At 43.7% G+C, this 20,006-nt stretch carries 19 protein-coding genes; 7 read left to right on the top strand and 12 right to left on the bottom strand.

Translation table 11 applies throughout. The features are described 5' to 3' along the window. Positions 1-4 precede the first annotated feature (4 nt). The 12 genes from tolA to aspS form a co-directional block, all read right to left on the bottom strand. Complete coding sequence (tolA, locus tag OCV44_RS05680; RefSeq protein WP_139684696.1) at positions 5-1,072, bottom strand: cell envelope integrity protein TolA; 1,068 nt, start codon at positions 1,070-1,072, stop codon at positions 5-7. A gap of 13 nt (positions 1,073-1,085) precedes the next feature. Next, the gene (tolR, locus tag OCV44_RS05675; RefSeq protein WP_086049134.1) at positions 1,086-1,529 is read right to left on the bottom strand and encodes a protein TolR; all 444 of its coding nucleotides are present in this window, start codon (positions 1,527-1,529) and stop codon (positions 1,086-1,088) included. A 3-nt stretch (positions 1,530-1,532) separates the two neighbouring features. Then, positions 1,533-2,216: a protein TolQ gene (gene tolQ, locus OCV44_RS05670; RefSeq protein WP_009846377.1), complete on the bottom strand. Its 684-nt coding sequence runs from the start codon at positions 2,214-2,216 to the stop codon at positions 1,533-1,535. Next, positions 2,206-2,643 (bottom strand): tol-pal system-associated acyl-CoA thioesterase, encoded by a 438-nt coding sequence (gene ybgC / locus OCV44_RS05665; protein WP_139684723.1) that lies wholly within the window; start codon positions 2,641-2,643, stop codon positions 2,206-2,208. The genes tolQ and ybgC overlap by 11 nt, the downstream gene beginning before the upstream one ends. A 172-nt stretch (positions 2,644-2,815) precedes the next feature. After that, positions 2,816-3,118, bottom strand: a complete 303-nt coding sequence (ybgE, locus tag OCV44_RS05660; RefSeq protein WP_139684697.1) for a cyd operon protein YbgE — start codon at positions 3,116-3,118, stop codon at positions 2,816-2,818. Continuing rightward, the gene (gene cydX / locus OCV44_RS05655; protein WP_000270284.1) at positions 3,111-3,218 is read right to left on the bottom strand and encodes a cytochrome bd-I oxidase subunit CydX; all 108 of its coding nucleotides are present in this window, start codon (positions 3,216-3,218) and stop codon (positions 3,111-3,113) included. The genes ybgE and cydX overlap by 8 nt, the downstream gene beginning before the upstream one ends. A gap of 31 nt (positions 3,219-3,249) precedes the next feature. After that, on the bottom strand, positions 3,250-4,386 hold the full coding sequence (cydB, locus tag OCV44_RS05650) for a cytochrome d ubiquinol oxidase subunit II (protein ID WP_122046858.1): 1,137 nt from the start codon (positions 4,384-4,386) through the stop codon (positions 3,250-3,252). A gap of 13 nt (positions 4,387-4,399) precedes the next feature. Next, positions 4,400-5,986, bottom strand: coding sequence for a cytochrome ubiquinol oxidase subunit I (gene cydA / locus OCV44_RS05645; protein WP_009846373.1), 1,587 nt, complete (start codon positions 5,984-5,986; stop codon positions 4,400-4,402). Between the two features lie 551 nt (positions 5,987-6,537). After that, positions 6,538-7,554, bottom strand: coding sequence for a Holliday junction branch migration DNA helicase RuvB (ruvB, locus tag OCV44_RS05640; protein ID WP_009846372.1), 1,017 nt, complete (start codon positions 7,552-7,554; stop codon positions 6,538-6,540). Positions 7,555-7,657: 103 nt separating this feature from the next. Continuing rightward, entirely contained in the window at positions 7,658-8,269 is a 612-nt protein-coding gene (ruvA, locus tag OCV44_RS05635; RefSeq protein WP_017062079.1) for a Holliday junction branch migration protein RuvA, read from the bottom strand. 176 nt (positions 8,270-8,445) lie between these two features. Continuing rightward, complete coding sequence (gene ruvC, locus OCV44_RS05630) at positions 8,446-8,967, bottom strand: crossover junction endodeoxyribonuclease RuvC (RefSeq protein ID WP_139684698.1); 522 nt, start codon at positions 8,965-8,967, stop codon at positions 8,446-8,448. Positions 8,968-9,137: 170 nt separating this feature from the next. Then, positions 9,138-10,916, bottom strand: a complete 1,779-nt coding sequence (gene aspS / locus OCV44_RS05625) for an aspartate--tRNA ligase (protein WP_086049131.1) — start codon at positions 10,914-10,916, stop codon at positions 9,138-9,140. A gap of 316 nt (positions 10,917-11,232) precedes the next feature. On the opposite strand from aspS, the gene OCV44_RS05620 reads away from it, so the two are divergent. The 7 genes from OCV44_RS05620 to OCV44_RS05590 all read left to right on the top strand — a co-directional run bounded on the left by OCV44_RS05620 (position 11,233) and on the right by OCV44_RS05590 (position 19,907). After that, complete coding sequence (locus OCV44_RS05620) at positions 11,233-12,117, top strand: DUF72 domain-containing protein (RefSeq protein ID WP_139684699.1); 885 nt, start codon at positions 11,233-11,235, stop codon at positions 12,115-12,117. Positions 12,118-12,256: 139 nt separating this feature from the next. After that, on the top strand, positions 12,257-12,985 hold the full coding sequence (cmoA, locus tag OCV44_RS05615) for a carboxy-S-adenosyl-L-methionine synthase CmoA (RefSeq protein WP_139684700.1): 729 nt from the start codon (positions 12,257-12,259) through the stop codon (positions 12,983-12,985). Positions 12,986-13,186: 201 nt separating this feature from the next. After that, entirely contained in the window at positions 13,187-14,158 is a 972-nt protein-coding gene (gene cmoB, locus OCV44_RS05610) for a tRNA 5-methoxyuridine(34)/uridine 5-oxyacetic acid(34) synthase CmoB (protein WP_139684701.1), read from the top strand. Between the two features lie 265 nt (positions 14,159-14,423). Further along, on the top strand, positions 14,424-15,164 hold the full coding sequence (locus OCV44_RS05605) for an ATP-dependent zinc protease family protein (RefSeq protein WP_139684702.1): 741 nt from the start codon (positions 14,424-14,426) through the stop codon (positions 15,162-15,164). A 17-nt stretch (positions 15,165-15,181) separates the two neighbouring features. After that, the gene (locus OCV44_RS05600; RefSeq protein WP_139684703.1) at positions 15,182-16,687 is read left to right on the top strand and encodes an inactive transglutaminase family protein; all 1,506 of its coding nucleotides are present in this window, start codon (positions 15,182-15,184) and stop codon (positions 16,685-16,687) included. A 3-nt stretch (positions 16,688-16,690) separates the two neighbouring features. Next, a complete protein-coding gene (locus tag OCV44_RS05595; RefSeq protein ID WP_139684704.1) occupies positions 16,691-17,650 on the top strand; it encodes an alpha-L-glutamate ligase-like protein in 960 nt (319 codons plus the stop codon). Between the two features lie 364 nt (positions 17,651-18,014). Continuing rightward, positions 18,015-19,907: a methyl-accepting chemotaxis protein gene (locus tag OCV44_RS05590; protein WP_139684705.1), complete on the top strand. Its 1,893-nt coding sequence runs from the start codon at positions 18,015-18,017 to the stop codon at positions 19,905-19,907. Positions 19,908-20,006: the final 99 nt, after the last annotated feature.

The following is a 20,006-nucleotide window of genomic DNA, read 5'->3' as shown; positions in this document are numbered from 1 at the left end:
CTCATTATGGGATGAACCGAAAGTCAAAATCTCGGAATATTTGTTGTAACGATGAGTCTTGAGGAAAATCGAACTCTCTCGCTTTCACTGTAGCAGCCTGTGCTGCTGAGCAAAGCTGGCGATTTCCGCTAACTACCGAGACCCTTCTCACTACAGCTTTGTTACCACCAGTTGGTGTCAACTGAATGTTAAGAACACACTCTTGACCACGGAAGGAGTCTTCCATCAAGAGGTTTCGTTGCACAGTTTGTTGGTAAATTGATATATATCGAGCCTTTTCATCTTCTAAATGCTGATTCAAAGCAGTATTGTTATTACTTTGTTCAGTTTCAAGCCCAGCAAAGATATCGTTCAATGCCGCCTCTTGTTGTTTGCGCTCTTTCTCGGCTCTTGCTGCAGCTTCTTTTGCTTTACGGGCTTTCTCCGCTGCGGCTGCCGCTTCTTTCTCTTTCGCTATACGTTGTTTCTCAGCACGCTCAGCGGCTTCTTTTTCTTTACGGGCTTTTTCAGCGGCCTCTTTCGCGGCTTTTTCTTTCGCCACGCGTTCTTGTTCAGCTTTAGCAATGGCCGCTTCTTTTGCCTTGCGTTCTTTCTCTGCTTTCACAACTGCGGCTTCTTTCAATTTACGATCAGCTTCTGCTTTAGCGGCTTTCTTTTGTTCTTGCTTTAAACGAGCCTCTTCAACTTTACGTTGTTTTTCATTCTCAACTCGACGCTTTTCCGCTTCGCGAGCGGCTTTCGCTTCTTTAGCCTGCTTTTCTTTCAGCTTTCGAATGTTCTCTTCTTCAGCTTTACGATTTTTTTCAAGTCGTTCGCTTTCACGTCTTAGTTTGTCTAGACGCTCTTGCTCTTTTTTGCTCGCCGCTTCTCTTTGTTGACGAATCTGTTGAGCTTGCTGGCGAACCAACTGAGGATCAATCACCACAGCTTGAACCATCTGCCCTGTCGGCTTTGGTTCTGACATAGTGAAATCCGCTCCCCAAATGAGCGCAACGAATAGCATGACGTGCAGCCCAAGAGAAATAAGAAGCGGTGACCTAAAATTATTGGATTTTTTATTATTCGCTTTCATGAATGCTACGGAGCTATTCCCTTATATCCGTTAAAAGGCCAACCTTTGGCACACCTGCACGGCTTAATTCATCAAGTAATATAACCACTTCAGCGTAAGGCGTTGCGGCATCACCGCCAACTGCCACTGGAGAATTTGGCTTTAGAGACAGTTCAGCTTTCACTCGGACGATAATATCTTCCAGAGACAAGCCTCGCTGAACCTCTTCGTTATTCACACTCAAACCAAGTTCGCCGTCTTTGTTCACTTCAACGATAATGAAACTCGCGTTGTCGTCACCTAAGAGATCTTGTGCCGACTTAGCCGTTGAAGCCTGAGGCAATTCAACATCTACGCCTTGAGTGACAAACGGAGAAGTCACCATAAAAATGATCAGCAAAACAAGCATAACGTCGATGTAAGGTACAACGTTAATCTCTGCTGTCATTTTGCGTTTTTTAGGTTGGTATCCGGCCATCGGTTATTCCCTGCCAGCCATCGCTTGACGGTGAAGAATGCTATGGAACTCTTCAGAGAAAGTCGCGTAATTATGCTCTAACTTACCCACACGGCTGCTAAAACGGTTATACGCCATTACAGCTGGAATAGCAGCAAACAGGCCCATTGCTGTCGCGATCAGTGCTTCTGCAATACCAGGAGCAACCATTGCTAATGTCGCTTGCTTAACTTCACCTAATGCGATGAATGAGTGCATGATGCCCCAAACCGTACCAAACAATCCGATGTATGGACTGATAGAACCGACCGTTGCTAGGAAAGGTAAGTTGGTTTCTAGCTCGTCTACTTCACGGGCAACCGCTACGCGCATTGCACGTCCAGTGCCTTCCATAATGAAGTCTGGAGACGCTGCATTTGATTTACGTAGGCGAGCGAACTCAGTAAAGCCTGCGTAGAAAATCTCTTCAGTACCAGAGAGTTCGTCTTTGCGCTTGTTGCTCTCTTGATACAATTTAGCGAGATCAACGCCTGACCAGAACTTATCTTCAAACACGTCAGTTTGTTTAGTAGCTTGAGATAATACTTTGCTTCGTTTAATTATCATCGCCCAAGATACAACAGACATGCCCATGAGAATTAGCATGACCATCTTAACTAGTAAGCTAGCTTCTAAAATTAGGCCTAAGATTGAGATTTCAGCAGTCACTATTCGTTAGCTCCGTGAGAATAAATGTTGGCATTGCTTTGGGTTTCATTTTTTGATTGTCGATACATGCTACCTTAACCATTGCTTTACACAATGCTTTGCCATCAGGATTTACGATCTCTTGACAGAAGACCAAGGTAGCTCGCTTCAACTCGTAAATATTTGTAATGACTTGTAAAGAATCATCCAGGCGCGCACCTTGAATAAAATCGATGTCCATATGTCGGACTACAAAACCGATATTTTGTTCTAACAAGACTTGCTGAGAGACGCCAATTGAGCGCAACATCTCAGTTCGAGCGCGTTCGAAAAACTTAAGATAGTTTGAATGGTATACAACACCACCGGCATCGGTGTCTTCGTAATACACTGTCACTGGCCACGTAAATAGCTTAGATAATCCCTGCAATTTGATACCACAATTCAAAACGATAAAGATCTCACTATAACCTAACTCCTTATCATTAATAGTATATCGCTGTGAATTTTTTGATTTAACAGACGAAAAAAAAGGCCATCTGTATAAGATGACCTCTTTTTGGCTAAAAACCCAACAAGCATAAAGGTTCACGTCGTTCTGAACCTAAATCCTTTGCCTTTTATAAAAGGCGCAGCACCGTTAGGTAGAGCAAAATTGAGAGTGAAACATACGGACTAAACAGTAGCTGCCACATCCAAGCTCTTGGTTTAAATCCAATACCGTAAACCATGCTTGAGCATACTGCCCAAATGAACATAGGCCCGATGATCGCGTTAAAGCCACCGATGCTTGTCGCATACGCTTCAGGTTCCCACATCACTAAACCTACATGCATGAAACCCAATACTAGAGATAAAGCTCTTAAAAGAGTTTTATCCATTGGTTGATGCAGTTTAGCGATTTGCTCTGCGAGATTACTCACTGTCTTTATCCATCATTTCTGAATGCTCTAACCATAGAGCATTAATGATGCCGAATGCACATGCTAGAAGTACACCCAAAATCCATGCGAAATACCACATAAAATTTCTCCTAAGTTATTTAACTTCTAGCTTAGTAAGCTGAAACGTCGTTATCTTCGATGTGTTTCTTATCTAGACGACCGAACATTTTGTAGTATGTCCACGTTGTGTAGCCAAGAATCACAGGAACCATTACCGCCGCAACTCCAGTCATAAGACCAAGCGTTAGCTCACTTGCTGTTGAATCCCACATAGTCAAACTATGGTTAGGGTTCAGGCTTGATGGCATTACGAATGGGAACATTGCAAAACCAGCCGTTAAAATAACACCAGCGTTAGATAGGCTTGAGAACAAGAATGCGAAACCACCACGCTCAAAGCGAGATGCAATTACAGCAAGCAGTGGCATTGCTACACCAAGAATCGGCGCAGCCCACATTGCTGGATACGTTTCGAAGTTTGTCATCCAAGCACCAACTTGAAGTGATACTTCTTTGTTTAGTGGGTTTGAATCAGCAAACGTGTCTATCGTGCTTGTGATTACATAGCCTTCAATAGACTGAACCCAGAAGCCACCGATAACGAATAGAGCAATAGCAATTAGGCCAGTGATCTGAGCAACGTTTCGAGCGCGACTATGTAGCTCTTCTGTTGTCTTCATTTGAAGCCATGTTGCACCTTGCATCACGAACAACATCAGCGCCAACACACCACAAAGCAATGCAAATGGGTTAAGCAAAGCGAAGAACGTACCATGGTACTTAGACATCATCAGGTAGTTCAGTTCGAATGGAACACCTTGCAGTAAGTTACCAAATGCTACACCAAAGATGATTGGTGGTACTGTGCCACTAAAGCAAAGTGCGTAGTCCCAAGCTTTACGCCATTTTGGCTCTTCAATCTTAGAGCGGTAATCAAGAGCAAGCGGACGTAACCAAAGTGCAGCTAACGTCACGTACATTGCAAAGTAGAAACCAGAAAACGACGTCGCGTAAACCAAAGGCCATGCAGCAAACAATGCACCACCCGCAGTGATAAGCCAAACTTGGTTGCCATCCCAGTGAGGGGCAATCGTGTTTAGCATAATACGACGTTCAGTGTCGCTCTTACCGATAACAGGTGAAAGGGCTGCAACACCCATATCGAAGCCATCAGTTACGGCGAAACCAACCAGTAGAACACCGATCAATACCCACCAAATAAGTCGTAAGCTTTCGTAATCAAACATAATATTCCCTCACTTATACTTCGACTGAACGGCTAACTTTGTCTTCAACAGAGTTATCGTTTTGTTCGAAGTGGTAACGGCCTGTCTTTAAGCTACTTGGACCTTTACGTGCGAATTTCAGCATTAGGTAAACTTCAGCAATCAAGAACACTGTGTACAGTGCCAGAATCGCGAATAGAGAAGTCCAAAGCTGTTCAATAGTCAGTGCTGATGCAGCAACGTTAACCGGTAGGATTTCACCAACCGCCCATGGTTGACGACCAAATTCAGCAACGAACCAACCAGCTTCAATCGCAATCCAAGGTAGTGGGATTGAGAATAGCGCCGCTTTAAGTACCCATGGTTTCTGTTCGATCTTCTGACGACACGTTTGAACAAACGCCGCACCGAATACAAACAGCATGATGAAGCCACAAGCAACCATCAAACGGAATGACCAGAATAGAGGCCAAACTGTTGGGATAGAATCATCCGCAGCCATTTGGATTTGGTCTTCTGTTGCATCTACAACGTCGTCTGTATAGCGCTTAAGAAGCAGTCCGTAACCTAGATCACCTTTTACTTCATCAAATGCTGCTTTGTTCTCTTCTGAACGATCACCACCACGTAGCTTTTCAAGCAACTCATACGCATACATACCGGTACGAATACGATCAACGTGATCGTCGCGCAAGTCACGTAGTCCTGTTACTTCTGTATCAAAAGAACGTGTCGCAATAATACCCATAACGTAAGGGATCTTAATTGCGTAGTCTGTGTGCATGGTTTCTTGGTTTGGAACACCAAATACAGTGAACGCGGCCGGGGCTTCTTCAGTGTGCCACTCAGCTTCAATAGCTGCTAGCTTCACTTTTTGGACTTCACCAAGCTCGTAACCAGATTCATCACCTAGCACGATTACTGACAAGATTGCCGCCATGCCGAAAGATGCTGCAATCGCAAAAGAGCGACGAGCAAAGGCAAGGTCACGACCTTTAAGAATGTAGTATGAGCTGATACCAAGGATGAACATTGCACCCGTTGTGTAACCAGACGCTACTGTGTGTACGAATTTAACCTGTGCTACTGGATTTAGTACAACTTCAGCGAAGCTCACCATTTCCATACGCATAGTTTCAAAGTTAAATTCCGCACCCACTGGGTTTTGCATCCAGCCGTTAGCTACCAAGATCCAAAGCGCAGAGAAGTTAGAACCAAGTGCTACTAACCACGTTACCGCTAAGTGTTGACGCTTTGACAATCTGTCCCAACCGAAGAAGAAAAGACCAACAAAAGTAGACTCTAGGAAGAATGCAACAAGCGCTTCGATAGCCAGCGGAGCACCAAAGATGTCGCCAACATAGTGAGAATAGTATGACCAGTTAGTACCGAACTGGAACTCCATGGTTAAGCCTGTCGCTACACCAAGAGCAAAGTTAATACCAAACAATTTACCCCAGAACTTAGTCATGTCCTTGTAAATTTGCTTGCCAGTCATTACATAAACTGACTCCATAATGGCAAGTAGAAATGCCATACCTAAAGTCAGTGGAACAAATAGGAAGTGATACATCGCTGTAAATGCAAATTGCAATCGCGACAGATCAACAACATCAATCATGGTAACTCCTTTGTGTCGGCTGAATGACACTTGTGTGATTATTCACCGCAAAGATCCGTGTTAAAACAATTCGTGAGATTGTTATTACAAATTGAAACTTGTAGTAAAAACGTACCGTTATAGTTAGATTATTGTTAAGCATGAGCTAATATAGCTGCCGCTAATATTACTGGTAAAATCAGTATGTTTCAAAAGGTTTATAGGAGAACCTTGCGTTGATTTGTATCAATTTTATTCAAGCAAATTAGAGTTATTTTTGAACAGTTATGATTAAAATCACACCAATTATGTCTCTATTAATAGCAGCATATGATATCTGTGACAAAAGCTCAGCACCGCATCAACATATGAATTACAACTACCCATAAAGTATTAACAAAAAACATGACAGCTTATTTCATTTTTTGTTACTCAATTCAAACATGAAATCAAAGTTTTCATTTTTGAGGGAGCCATTCAGCTTTTTTATCGACTCGCTCAAAGAGTTGTTATTCAATAGAAAGCAAAAAATCCCAGCGCTTATGCAACTGGGATCTTTAAAAATGAATAAATTAACGATTAGATGGTTTATCGATGCCGAAGTGTAAATACGCTCTGTCGGTCGCGATTCGACCTCTTGGCGTTCTTTGTAGATAACCTTGCTGAATCAAGTAAGGCTCTAACACATCTTCAATGGTATCTCTCTCTTCACCAATCGCCGCAGCCATGTTGTCTATACCAACCGGGCCACCACCAAACTTCTCCATAATCGCAAGCAAAAGCTTCCTATCCATGTAGTCGAAACCTTTAGCATCGACATCCAACATGTTTAGCGCTTTATCAGCAACCTCTGGGCAAATATGTCCATCGCCTTTCACTTCCGCATAGTCACGAACACGGCGCAGTAAACGGTTAGCAATACGTGGCGTACCACGAGCTCGACGAGCAACTTCTAACGCCCCTTGCGATTCCATAGAAAGACCAAGACAATCAGCACTTCGTTGAACGATGTTTTGTAAATCTTCAACTTTGTAATACTCAAGACGCTGAGTAATACCGAAACGGTCACGCAACGGTGATGTCAGTGAACCAGCTCGAGTGGTTGCACCAATCAAAGTGAAAGGAGGAAGGTCGATCTTGATAGAACGTGCCGCTGGGCCTTCGCCAATCATGATATCTAGTTGGTAGTCTTCCATTGCTGGATACAACACCTCTTCAACCACAGGGCTTAGACGGTGAATCTCATCAATGAATAGAACATCATTTTCTTCAAGGTTGGTCAGCAGCGCCGCTAGGTCACCTGCTTTTTCTAATACTGGCCCTGAAGTGGTACGAATGTTCACATCCATTTCATTGGCAACAATGTTTGCCAATGTGGTTTTACCCAAGCCTGGAGGACCAAATATCAACAGATGATCGAGCGCCTCATTACGCATTTGTGCTGCTTTGATGAAAATTTCCATCTGACCACGAACGTGATCCTGACCTTGATAGTCAGCCAGTGCTTTTGGGCGTATTGCACGATCAATGACATCTTCATCTTTGAATACTGGGTTGTCCGGTGCAATAAGGCGATCGGCTTCAATCATAAATTCTGATATTCCTAACTATGCGCTTCTTGACTCTGCGCTTCTCGACTCTGTGTAAGGGCAAAGTGAATGAATCTGTTTTGTAGAACAAGTATATGAGGTATTAAACCATCGATTTCAGAGCTTCGCGAATCAACTGTTCGCTAGTCATGCCATCTTTAGCCACTTGAGAAACCACCTTAGAAGCTTGCGTCGGCTTGTAACCTAATGCAAGTAGTGCACTTACCGCTTCTTCTTCAGCGTCGTGGACTGTCGGCATAGAGTCAATAGGTGCAGCATCTGTCGCTGGAGTAAACAGGTCACCTGCGCCCCATCCTTTCAGACGGTCTTTCATTTCAACAACCAAACGCTCAGCCGTTTTCTTACCTACACCCGGCAGTTTAACCAATGTTGAGATATCTTCACGTTCAACACTCTGAACAAACTGGCTAGCCGTCATGCCTGAAAGTATGCCAAGTCCGAGCTTAGGACCCACACCGTTTGCTTTGATGACTTCACGGAACAAGGCACGCTCTTTAACTGTATTGAAACCATAAAGCAGCTGCGCATCTTCACGAACGACAAAGTGAGTGTAGATGATCGCCTCTTCGCCCACGTTTGGTAATTCATAAAAACAGCTCATTGGCATTTGAACTTCATAGCCAACACCACTCACTTCTATTAGTAACTCTGGTGGCTGTTTTTCTATTAATGTACCGCGTAAACGTCCGATCACAATTCACTCTCTTGATGGAATATTATTTGGGGAACAGAATATAAAAGAACTGGATACTTATCCAGTTCTTTGTGTTTTTTGAAGTGAATTATTTGGGCTTGGGGAGCTACATGCTTGGAAAACTATAAGCTTGGAAAACACATGGCCCAGGGTTTTAGAAAACGCCACGACCTAGATTAACGGTAACGCCCTTTTCTTGCGCCAGTTGCTTTACCTGCCAATGCAACCAAGGTTTTATTGGTGTTAGCGTGAGTGATCGCTACGCCTAGCGCATCGGCAGCATCAGCCTGTGGTTTGGCAGGTAACTTAAGCATGCTCATCACCATGTTCTGAACCATCGACTTATCAGCACCGCCATTTCCTGTCACAGCTTGCTTAATTAAACGAGCCGCATATTCATGTACAGGTAAATCCGCATTCACCGCTGCCACTATCGCGCTACCACGAGCTTGTCCAAGCTTAAGTGCAGAGTCAGCGTTCTTCGACATGAAAACTTGCTCGATCGCAAACACATCCGGCTGAAACTGGGTGATGATTTCGCTTACGCCGGCGTAAATCTGTTTTAGTCGACCCGGTAGCTCTTTTTCTGACATACGAATACAGCCGCTACCTAAATAATATAGGTGGCGACCATTTTGACGAATCACGCCATAGCCGGTAATACGCGAGCCAGGGTCAATCCCTAAGATAATAGACATAACTTCAATACTGATTATTTATACATGCTTTTCAGCTTAGTATATCGAACGCAAAAAAAAATGCCCGTCAAATTAACGGGCATTTTCTAATTTAATCACAAATCTTGGCTAATTAATTCAGAGCTCTCTATCAACTAGGAGCTCTTCATCAACGATGAAAAATAACAGGCTTACGCTTGCTCTTTCTTCTCTGCCAATTTAACAGCGATTGCTAGCTCTTCCAGTGATGCTGGGTTTGCTAGGCTTGGCGCGTCTGTTAGTAGACATGCTGCAGCTGTTGTTTTCGGGAATGCGATAACGTCACGGATGTTCTCTGTACCACAAAGAAGCATAGCTAGACGGTCAAGACCGAATGCTAGACCTGCGTGTGGTGGCGTACCGTACTTAAGCGCTTCAAGTAGGAAACCGAACTTCTCTTGTTGTTCTTTAGCTTCGATACCTAGGATACCGAATACAGCCGTTTGCATTTCTGCGCTGTGGATTCGTACAGAACCGCCGCCTACTTCGTAGCCGTTGATTACCATGTCGTATGCATCAGAGTTAGCTGCTGCTGGGTTCGCTTTTAGCTCTTCTGCGCTCACACCAAGTGGTGATGTGAATGGATGGTGCATAGCGTGTAGGTTGCCTTCGCCATCTTCTTCGAACATTGGGAAATCAATAACCCAAAGTGGAGCCCACGCTTTCTTGTCCGTTAGCTCTAGGTCATCGCCTAGCTTAATACGAAGTGCGCCCATTGCTTCAGCAACGATGCCCGCTTTGTCTGCGCCGAATAGAATGATATCGCCAGATTCAGCTTGAGTGCGCTCAAGAATACCGTTGATTACGTCTTCGCTTAGGAACTTAGCAACTGGAGATTGAATACCTTCCATGCCTGCAGCACGGTCGTTCACCTTCATCCAAGCTAGGCCTTTCGCGCCGTAGATGTTTACGTGTTCAGCGTAACCGTCGATTTGCTTACGAGTTAGCTTAGCACCACCTGGGACACGGATAACCGCTACGCGACCTTTTTCGTCGTTAGCTGGGCCAGAGAATACTTTGAACTCAACGTCTTTAACCAAGTCAGCAACGTCAACTAGCTCTAGTGGGTTACGTAGATCTGGCTTATCAGAACCGAAACGACGAATCGCTTCAGAGAAAGGCATTACTGGGAATTGACCTAATTCAACATCTAGAAGTTCTTTCCACATATCGTGAACAAGCTTCTCAGTCACGTTACGCACTTCTTGAGAAGTCATGAAAGATGTTTCGATATCGATTTGAGTAAATTCAGGCTGACGGTCAGCACGTAAATCTTCATCACGGAAACATTTAACGATTTGGTAGTAACGGTCAAAACCAGACATCATCAGCAGTTGCTTGAACAGCTGAGGAGATTGAGGAAGTGCGTAGAAGCTACCTTTGTGAACACGGCTTGGTACTAGGTAGTCACGAGCGCCTTCAGGTGTCGCTTTCGTTAGTACTGGCGTTTCGATGTCTAGGAATAGGTTCTCGTCTAGGAAACGACGAACGAAGCTAGAAGCACGCGCACGAAGCTTGATACGGTCGCTCATTTCTGGACGACGAAGATCGATGTAACGGTACTTAAGACGCTGCTCTTCAGAGTTCGTTTGGTTGAAGTCTAGTGGAAGCGCTTCTGAACGGTTGATGATCTCTAGACCAGTCGCGTAAAGTTCTACTTCACCCGTTGCCATATCTTTATTTACTTGGCTGTCCGGACGAACGCGTACTTCACCAGTAAACTTGATACAGAATTCATTACGCAGTTGGTTAGCGATCGGGAAGATATCTTTCATATCTGGATCGACAACAACCTGAACGACGCCTTCACGATCTCGCATATCGATAAAGATAAGACCGCCTAAATCACGGCGACGGTTTACCCAGCCGCACAATTCTACAGTTTGTCCCGCCAGGGACTTGTTCAGGTTACCACAGTAATGGGTACGCATAATGAATTTCCCAATCTCTTAATTATTTACTAATTTCCAAGCTGTCAGTGGTCATTCCACACAACAGAGCAAAGGAACATTTATACGCGGAAACTCGCTTAAAATCGACCTTCCACATTCGAATTTATTGTGTTTTATCTGGCTTTGCTGCTTTTTAGCCCATCAAGTGCGCAAAGATTCATCAAAACCGAAAAAATTGCGCTAATTATATCTCGAAAGTACCTTAATCAGCAAAACTCTCGTAAAGTAGATTTTCGTTTCAACTTAAAAACTTTTTGTGATGACTAGTGGCGTAACGACTAACGGTGTAATGACGATGGAAACTTTACCTTTAAGACTTGGATTAACCATGTGGTCTCACTCTGAGTGGCAAAGTCAGTTCTATGGCAGAGGCACCAAGCCTGCTGAACGCTTAGAAAGGTATACACAAGTTTTTCATACCGTTGAGGGCAACACGACCTTTTACGCTACGCCAAGTATGTCGACAGTTCATAACTGGAAAGCCGCCAGTCACGATGATTTCAGGTTCACTTTTAAGTTACCCAAGTTCATCACCCACCAGCAACAACTCAGACATTGCCAAGGGGAACTCAAAGAGTTCTTGATGACTATGTCTCCACTGCATAGCCGTATTGGTCAATGGACAATTCAATTGCCCCATAGCTTCGAACCCAGCATGCTCCCTGCCCTGCAAAAATTTTGTACATTATTCCCGAAAGATATGCAGCTTGGCGTCGAAGTTCGACACTTGGGTTTCTTTGATAAAGGCGATGCTGAAAAGCGCTTCAACCAATGGCTTATTGAGGAAGGCATTAATCGTATTATCATGGATAGTCGCCCTGTTTTCTCTGCACCACCAACCACAGAAGCGGTGATCGATGCGCATCAGAAAAAGCCGCGCGTTCCCGTTCATGCCATTGCGACGGCAAACAATCCGATGGTTCGTTTTATTGGTCATCCAGATCAAGAACCCAATCTGGCCTTCTTTAAACCTTGGTTCGCGAAATTACCAACTTGGTTAAATGAAGGTAAGCAGCCTTATTTAATGATTCACACACCAGACAACAATCACGCCCCTGAGTTGGCTATTGCTATCTATAAGCAGCTGCAAAAGCAAGTGTCTGAAAATACGTCATTATTTTTACCCGATCTGGCTCAGTTTCCGGCACAAAAAGGCAATCACCAAATCTCGATGTTTTAATCCCTCATCGATAAGTAACTTCGAACCTTGAGCTAAATCTCAGTTTTCGTGACAGCCGCACTTTTTTTACGTAAAATACGTCCCCTTTTATTTGGTACGAATTTTGTGCCAATTACGCTGACTGTCGAGAGAAAATGCCATGAGCAACACAGACAATATCTTTTCCGCTCCTATTGATAAAATTGGAGACTTCACCTTTGACGCAAGGGTTGCTGAAGTATTTCCGGATATGATTCAACGCTCAGTGCCTGGCTATAGCAATATCATCTCTGCAATCGGCATGTTAGCTGAACGCTTTGTAAAACCGCATTCCAATATTTATGACCTTGGTTGCTCTCTTGGCGCGGCTACGCTTTCAATGCGTCGTCACATTCAACAAGAAGGCTGCACGATTTTCGCTATCGATAATTCAGAAGCCATGGTTGAGCGCTGCAAATTACATGTTAACGCTTACCGCAGTGACACTCCGGTAGAGGTGATTGAAGCCGACATCCGTGAAGTGGAAATCAAAGACGCCTCTGTTGTGGTGCTTAACTTTACGCTGCAATTTCTGTCTCCTGACGACCGATACGCATTACTTGAAAAAATTCATGCCGGCTTACGCCCGGGCGGCATCTTAATCCTTTCTGAAAAGTACGTATTCGAAGACGAAAGCTCAAATGAACTGCTTATCGACCTGCACCATGATTTCAAACGTGCGAACGGATACAGCGAATTAGAAGTGAGCCAAAAGCGTAGCGCGATTGAAAACGTGATGCGTCCTGACTCCATCTCTGTTCATAAAGAACGCTTTAATAAGATTGGATTCTCAAGCAGCGAAGTGTGGTTCCAATGCTTCAACTTTGGTTCGATGTTTGCGATAAAGTAGATATTTTCGATTAAGTAACAGTCGCCACACAGTTAGCACGTACTAGAACGTCATCCTCAGAGTGAGGAACACGCAAGTTGGGAAACTCTTATCAAACACGATAAACCGAGATTCTCTACCATGTTCGTCCCTCACTGCAGGGAATGACAAATTTAATTTTTATTTTAGGGTTTAGTGACCCTATTAACTCAGTGAAAAACTATGTTTAATTTTGCCAATTTTTATCAACTCATTGCCCAAGACACTCGCCTTCAGCCTTGGCTCAATGTTCTTCCTCAACAGCTGACAGATTGGCAAAATGCAGAGCATGGTGACTTCGACCGTTGGATACGTGCACTAAACAAGATCCCAGAAAGTGTGCCAGACCAAGTTGACCTGAAAAACTCAGTAACGATTGGCAGCTCTACACCGTTTCACACTGGCGAGCTTAAAAAACTAGAAAGCTTACTGAAGACTTTCCACCCTTGGAGAAAAGGCCCTTACACCGTTCACGACATTCACATCGATACAGAATGGCGCAGTGACTGGAAATGGGACCGTGTACTTCCACATATCTCTCCATTGAAAAACCGTTCGGTTCTCGATGTAGGTTGTGGCAACGGCTACCACATGTGGCGCATGCTAGGTGAAGGCGCTCGCTTGACGGTGGGTATCGACCCTTCTCACTTATTCTTGGTTCAGTTTGAAGCCATTCGTAAATTGATGGGCGACGACCAACGCGCTCACCTATTACCTCTAGGTATTGAGCAACTACCAAAACTGGAAGCTTACGACACTGTATTCAGCATGGGCGTGCTTTACCACCGCCGTTCACCGCTTGATCATTTGATTCAACTAAAAGACCAATTGGTCTCTGGTGGCGAACTGGTACTTGAAACGTTAGTGATTGAAGGTGACGAAAACGCTGTACTTGTGCCTGTGGATCGCTACGCGCAAATGAGAAACGTGTACTTCTTCCCATCTGCACGCGCACTGAAACGCTGGCTTGAACAGGTCGGCTTTGAAGACGTGCGTATCGTTGATGAAAATGTCACAACGATTGGCGAACAACGCACAACAGAATGGATGACACACAACTCTCTGCCAGATTACTTAGACCCGAATGATCCAAGTAAAACCGTAGAAGGTCACCCAGCACCAAGACGTGCGATTCTAGTAGCGACAAAGCCTTAAGCTCTGCTACACAAAACCATAAGCTCTGTCGTCATCCAGCCACCGTTATTTATATGTGGGAGTTTTTATAAAAAAGAGAATGAATTGTACAAAAGTCGCGCTCACGCTTAATAAGTGAGCGTCCTTAAGTGGCAATAATTTTCGTAGCGCTCACATTGCGATTCAATATGACCAGACTCTTACAATAGGATGCTTCACGCATCCTTTTTTGTGGGATAAACTTCTAAATAGTCTGAACTATTCTCTAATTTTCAAAGGTTTTTATATGTTTAAGCGATTATCGCCTATCGTGGCGGTTGGTTTGCTCTCTGGTTGCACCCTCACGAGCGGTGCTACCTACCATCAAGAAACTCTCGACGCTATTTCCCGCTCAGAGACAAACATCGCAAACAAGGTTCAAAATCTTGAACTGCAGCTAAGTAATCAAAGTGACTATATTGAAAGCTTAGAAGACGAAATCACGAACCTTTCTAGCCAATTAGATGTCCACCTAACCAGCATGGAACACAGAGTTATTGATGAACTAAAAGAAGCTGACCCTGTTGCAGTTGTAGCCGCACCTATCGCTCCAACCTCACAACCAACTATTCTGGGCGGTATTGAAAAAGTATCGATCGACTCTATCAAGCAAAGCTTCGATGCTCGTGTTGATACTGGCGCAACCACCTCTTCTTTAAATGCTGTCGACATCAAAGAATTCGAACGTAATGGTAAAGATTGGGTTAAGTTTCATTTGGCAGATAAAGCACAAGCAAAAGAAGACCAAAAATGGATTGAAGCACCCGTTGTACGTTTTGTGAAAATTCGCCAATCAACCAATGATCAGACAGAACGTAGAGCTGTGATTGAATTATGGGTGAAAGTTGGAAAAATCCATGAAAAAGCGCAATTTACATTGGCGGATCGCTCTCAAATGAGTCACCCTGTATTACTAGGGCGCGAATTTATCAAAGACATAGCGCTAGTAGATGTAAGTAAAAAATACGTACAAACGGAAGTTAAATAACAATAGTAGGGTAAGCTATGACGTCAAGAATTCCATTTTATATCTCAATTTTCCTGCTCATCGTAGCGGGTATAACACTGAGTATGTTCAGACATACAACCTACGGTGTACCCTGGACTCCAGGTGAAACTAATCAGGTTTGGGACATTGAAGCTCGTATCGAATTCAATGCAGTGGGCAAAGAAGCAAAAATTTCACTAGCCGCACCTCACACACAGTCTAACTTTACTCTTATCGGCGAATCAGCTTCATCACCAGGCTACGGCATTTCATACTTGAATACAGATTCAGGTCGCCGAGCTGAATGGTCAATTCGTCATGCAGATGGTCCGCAAACTATCTACTACAAAACACAATTCTTAGTCGATAGCCAAGCGAACGTTACCTCAATACCTCCAGAAGGCGATGTGACTCAACCAAGCTTTGACGGCCCTGAAGAGGCTGCAGCCCTTGCTTTGATTGACAGAGCAACCAAGCGCTCGGCAGACAACATCACCTTTACTCGTGAGTTAATTAAAACGCTTAACGATCCAGACAGCCAAAACTCAGCGCTGATTCTGAATAACATGACCAAAGTGGAAGCGACACACAAGCTACTTTCTGCCGCTAACATCCACAACAAAGTCGTCGGTGTTATTGAACTGGAAGACGGACGTCGTCGCCAATCAATCCAGCATATGAACCAAATTTGGGATAATAACCACTGGGTTCTATTCTCTCCTGAATCTAGCGAGCAGCAAGTTCAACCAAACCTACTCATCTGGGACGAATCAAATGTCTCTCTATTAGATGTAGTGGGGGGTCAGAACAGTAAAGTGCACTTCTCGATGATAGCTCAGGAAATCTCACCGACAGAAGCAACCAGCAGTAAAGTCTCTGCCGATCAACTATTGAACCTTTCGATCCACAGCCTACCGTTAGAAGAGCAAGCGATGTTTAAAACCATCATGCTGATTCCAATTGGTGCGCTTATCGTTGTGTTCCTACGAGTTATCATAGGTCTGAAAACGTCAGGTACATTCATGCCCGTTCTGATTGCGGTGGCATTCGTTCAAACGCAGTTGGTGACTGGTATTGTTGGCTTCCTATTGATTGTTGGTACTGGTCTTGTAATTCGAAGTTACTTGTCCAAACTCAACTTGTTACTGGTCGCCAGGATATCTGCCGTAATTATTACAGTAATTATGATTATTTCGATATTTACTGTAGTCGCATTTAAAATCGGACTTACAGAAGGCCTATCAATTACGTTCTTCCCAATGATTATCTTGTCTTGGACTATCGAACGTATGTCTATCCTTTGGGAAGAAGAAGGCGCGAAAGAAGTTGTACTTCAAGGTGGCGGCTCTCTATTTACCGCAGTGCTTGTTTACTTAGGTATGACTAACCCGTTCATTCAACACTTAACGTTCAACTTTATTGGTTTACAGCTTGTTATTCTAGCGACCATCTTGTTACTAGGTAACTACACAGGCTACCGTCTAACCGAGCTTCGTCGCTTTAAACCGCTAGCGGAGGACTAAGTTATGTTTGATCAATTTACTTCACCGTTTAAGTTGAAAGACAAAGGCATAATGGGGATGAACAAGCGTAACCATAGTTATATTGGTCGCTATAATGATCGTTCCAAGTATCCACTCGTTGATGACAAGCTTAAGACTAAGATTATTGCTGAACAGGCTGGTGCAACCGTACCAAAATTGATTGGCGTAATTGGTCACCAAGCTGAAGTAAAAACAATCCATAAAATGGTTAAAGAGTGGCCTGGCTTTGTTATTAAGCCAGCGCAAGGAAGTGGCGGTAAAGGCATCCTTGTTGTGGTCTCGCATAAAGATGGGGTTTACACCAAACCATCGGGCTCAACCATTAACGAAGAAGACGTAGAGCGTCACATCAGTAATGCTCTAGCCGGTCTTTTCTCACTAGGTGGTAAGAACGACGTAGCTGTAGTTGAAAACCTCATCAAGTTTGACGAGTGTTTCGAAGGCTTCAGTTACGAAGGCGTGCCAGATGTACGAATCATCGTATTTAAAGGCTACCCTGTGATGGCGATGATGCGTCTGTCCACTTCAGATTCAGATGGTAAAGCTAACTTGCACCAAGGTGCTGTTGGTGTGGGTATAGACATTGCGACAGGTAAAGCGGTTCGAGCGGTTCAGTTCGATCAGCCTGTTACACACCATCCAGATACAGGTAAAGAACTCGCGTTATTACAAGTTCCTCACTGGGAAAAGCTGTTAACTCTAGCATCAAGTGCTTGGGAAATGACGGGCTTAGGCTATATGGGTACTGACATGGTATTAGACCAAGAAGAAGGCCCTATGGTACTAGAACTTAATGCTCGACCTGGTTTAGCTATCCAAATCGCGAACGGCGCGGGGCTACTTCCTAGACTGCATCATATTGAAAACCTTGGCACGCCTGCTGAATATCCAAAACCTGCGGAGCGTGTTGCTTACGCTGCAAAACAGTTCGGTCACAACTAGTCAAAATTTTGTCACTCAAATTTTAGGCCAAAATTTGGGGTGTTTGGGGTTATCTCCCCTTACATCCCAATCCTTTCTATACGCTTACTTCAGCAACATATTCACGCCAGAAATCGATTGAAAGGTACTTATTTGTGCTAATTTCGCCTAGGAAGTAGAAAAATACGCACCATCAAAATCAATTAAAACCCATCAAATTTGTGTAGATACCCTACTCACTGTAAATCCCACGCATAAGTATTCACACAGCCTATTTGTAACGACTTTCCCTTACAAAACGACCAACAAATAAATTGTAACCCTATGTTAGCATACAGATAATTTAGTCAATAAAATAAGCAACAACTGTTAAGGAAATGCTCTGATGACCGTCAAAAATAAGATTATGCTAACAATTAGCGGCCTAATCTGTTTAACGATTTTAGTTATATCTACGATAGGATATTTCGAATTTAAGTCTGCCACCACGGATGACTACCGTCATAACTTGTCTACGAAATCGTTTCTTGTAGCCAAAGCTGTCGAAGGGAAAATGGAAGCGTATTTCGGCGCTTTGGAAAGCATTTCAACCAGTATCCATACTGATAGATCCGGTAACATCATGATCAACCCGATGCTGTTGAAAATGATGACGAACAGTAAAGAATCTCTTGGTGTTCTTAATATTTACATCGGTCTTCCTGATGGCAAAACTTACGACGTTAAAAATCAAGGTATCATTCCCAACTTTAATGCTAAACAAAAACAGCGTGAGTGGTTCAATCTCGGCTTTTCTGGCGCAAAGCGCTCAGTAACCAACCCTTACCTAGCAACAACAGGGCATTTAACTATGTCAGTTGTTATCCCTTTCAAAGCCAGAGGTGAAACAAAAGCTGTTATTGGTCTTAGTCTTAAAATGAGTGACATCACAGACTACATAAACGAGTTATCTGATGTTCCAAATTTATTTGTCTCTCGCCAAGATGGTTTCCTTGTTGCCGCTAGCTATGAAGATTTTATTGGTAAAAATATCTACGATCTTCGACCATCATACCGTGAACACGGTAGTAAGATGACCAGTGAGCACTCTTACAATGTTCCAGATAAAGGCGACTTTTATGTCGTTTCGTCTCAAATTGAGTCATTAGGTTGGAATATTTGGGCTTGGGCAAGTTGGGACGACATTGAAGCGCCTTCAAATGCCATGGTGAAAATCAATACCATCGTTGGTCTGATTTTCGCGGTTCTGGCAACCGGAATAACATTCTTGTTAGTCACCCGATTGATGTATCGCCCTATTGGTGGAGAGCCACAATACATAGAAGCACTTGTTAGCCGAATTTCGGCAGGAGACCTAACAAACATCCCTAAGTTAGCTGGTAATGAAACGGGTATCTACCGTTCGACTCTTGAAATGGCAGGGAACCTACAAGGTATTATTGGTAATATTGAGAAATCTTCAAACTCTCTCTCATCGCAGTCTTCTTCTCTTGAGACGTCCTCAAATCAGTTGAGCACTTCATCAGAAGAGCAAATGATGCAGCTGGAACAAGTTGCAACAGCAATGAATCAGATGACCGCTACTGTTGCAGAAGTGGCTCAAAATGCGATGCAGGCATCATCATCATCCAATGAGGCAAGCCTTTCGTCTCAGTCAGGTCTTGAGACTGTGGGTAACATGAACCAACAAATCAGCTTACTTGTAACGAATATTGAGCAGGTTCAAGATTCGATTCTTGGTGTTGAAAAAGAAACTCAAAATGTAGGTAGCATACTTGATGTTATCCGAGGTATTGCTGAGCAAACAAACTTGCTGGCATTAAACGCAGCAATTGAAGCTGCTCGAGCGGGTGAACAAGGTCGCGGCTTCGCCGTCGTGGCTGACGAGGTGCGCAACCTCGCTAACAAGACACAAGAAAGCACGAACGAAATACAAACCATGATTTCATCACTTCAAACTCAAGCGAAACAATCTGTTGAACTAATGGTTGAAAACGCAGAGACAGCTAAAGCGACCCGTGAGAAGTCAGATCAAGCGAGTGAAATGCTTAATACGATTCAGCTCGAAATTGGCAACATTCAAGATATGAACAACCAGATTGCCGCTGCTGCAGAAGAACAATCGCAAGTGGCTGTTGAAATCAACGAGAATGTAGTGAATGTAAATGATTTGGCGCGAGCGACTGTCGATGACGTCCAGCAAAATGTTCAAACAGCGCAAAATGTTAATAATGTTTCGGACGAACTGCATCAAACGATAAAGATGTTTAAAATCTAATCTTAGATAAGCTAAACGTACCGACAACTCATACGTTAAAGCCCAAGTATCAAAACCTTCGGCTTAAAAAAAGATAACGTAAGTAAAAACCGCCTTCTC

Origin of the sequence: Vibrio tasmaniensis, assembly GCF_024347635.1 — a bacterium.
Lineage (GTDB): Bacteria > Pseudomonadota > Gammaproteobacteria > Enterobacterales > Vibrionaceae > Vibrio > Vibrio tasmaniensis.
The sequence above is the reverse complement of the archived record's forward strand: the minus strand, read 5'-3'. Positions and strand labels throughout refer to the sequence as shown.

Bases quoted from the DNA above. Each gene is read 5' to 3' on its own strand.
- tolA (WP_139684696.1), bottom strand. From the start codon at position 1,072: ATGAAAGCGAATAATAAAAAATCCAATAATTTTAGGTCACCGCTTCTT.
- tolR (WP_086049134.1), bottom strand. From the start codon at position 1,529: ATGGCCGGATACCAACCTAAAAAACGCAAAATGACAGCAGAGATTAAC.
- cydX (WP_000270284.1), bottom strand. From the start codon at position 3,218: ATGTGGTATTTCGCATGGATTTTGGGTGTACTTCTAGCATGTGCATTC.
- cydB (WP_122046858.1), bottom strand. From the start codon at position 4,386: ATGTTTGATTACGAAAGCTTACGACTTATTTGGTGGGTATTGATCGGT.
- cydA (WP_009846373.1), bottom strand. From the start codon at position 5,986: ATGATTGATGTTGTTGATCTGTCGCGATTGCAATTTGCATTTACAGCG.
- ruvB (WP_009846372.1), bottom strand. From the start codon at position 7,554: ATGATTGAAGCCGATCGCCTTATTGCACCGGACAACCCAGTATTCAAA.
- ruvC (WP_139684698.1), bottom strand. From the start codon at position 8,967: ATGTCTATTATCTTAGGGATTGACCCTGGCTCGCGTATTACCGGCTAT.
- aspS (WP_086049131.1), bottom strand. From the start codon at position 10,916: ATGCGTACCCATTACTGTGGTAACCTGAACAAGTCCCTGGCGGGACAA.
- OCV44_RS05620 (WP_139684699.1), top strand. From the start codon at position 11,233: ATGGAAACTTTACCTTTAAGACTTGGATTAACCATGTGGTCTCACTCT.
- cmoA (WP_139684700.1), top strand. From the start codon at position 12,257: ATGAGCAACACAGACAATATCTTTTCCGCTCCTATTGATAAAATTGGA.
- cmoB (WP_139684701.1), top strand. From the start codon at position 13,187: ATGTTTAATTTTGCCAATTTTTATCAACTCATTGCCCAAGACACTCGC.
- OCV44_RS05605 (WP_139684702.1), top strand. From the start codon at position 14,424: ATGTTTAAGCGATTATCGCCTATCGTGGCGGTTGGTTTGCTCTCTGGT.
- OCV44_RS05600 (WP_139684703.1), top strand. From the start codon at position 15,182: ATGACGTCAAGAATTCCATTTTATATCTCAATTTTCCTGCTCATCGTA.
- OCV44_RS05595 (WP_139684704.1), top strand. From the start codon at position 16,691: ATGTTTGATCAATTTACTTCACCGTTTAAGTTGAAAGACAAAGGCATA.
- OCV44_RS05590 (WP_139684705.1), top strand. From the start codon at position 18,015: ATGACCGTCAAAAATAAGATTATGCTAACAATTAGCGGCCTAATCTGT.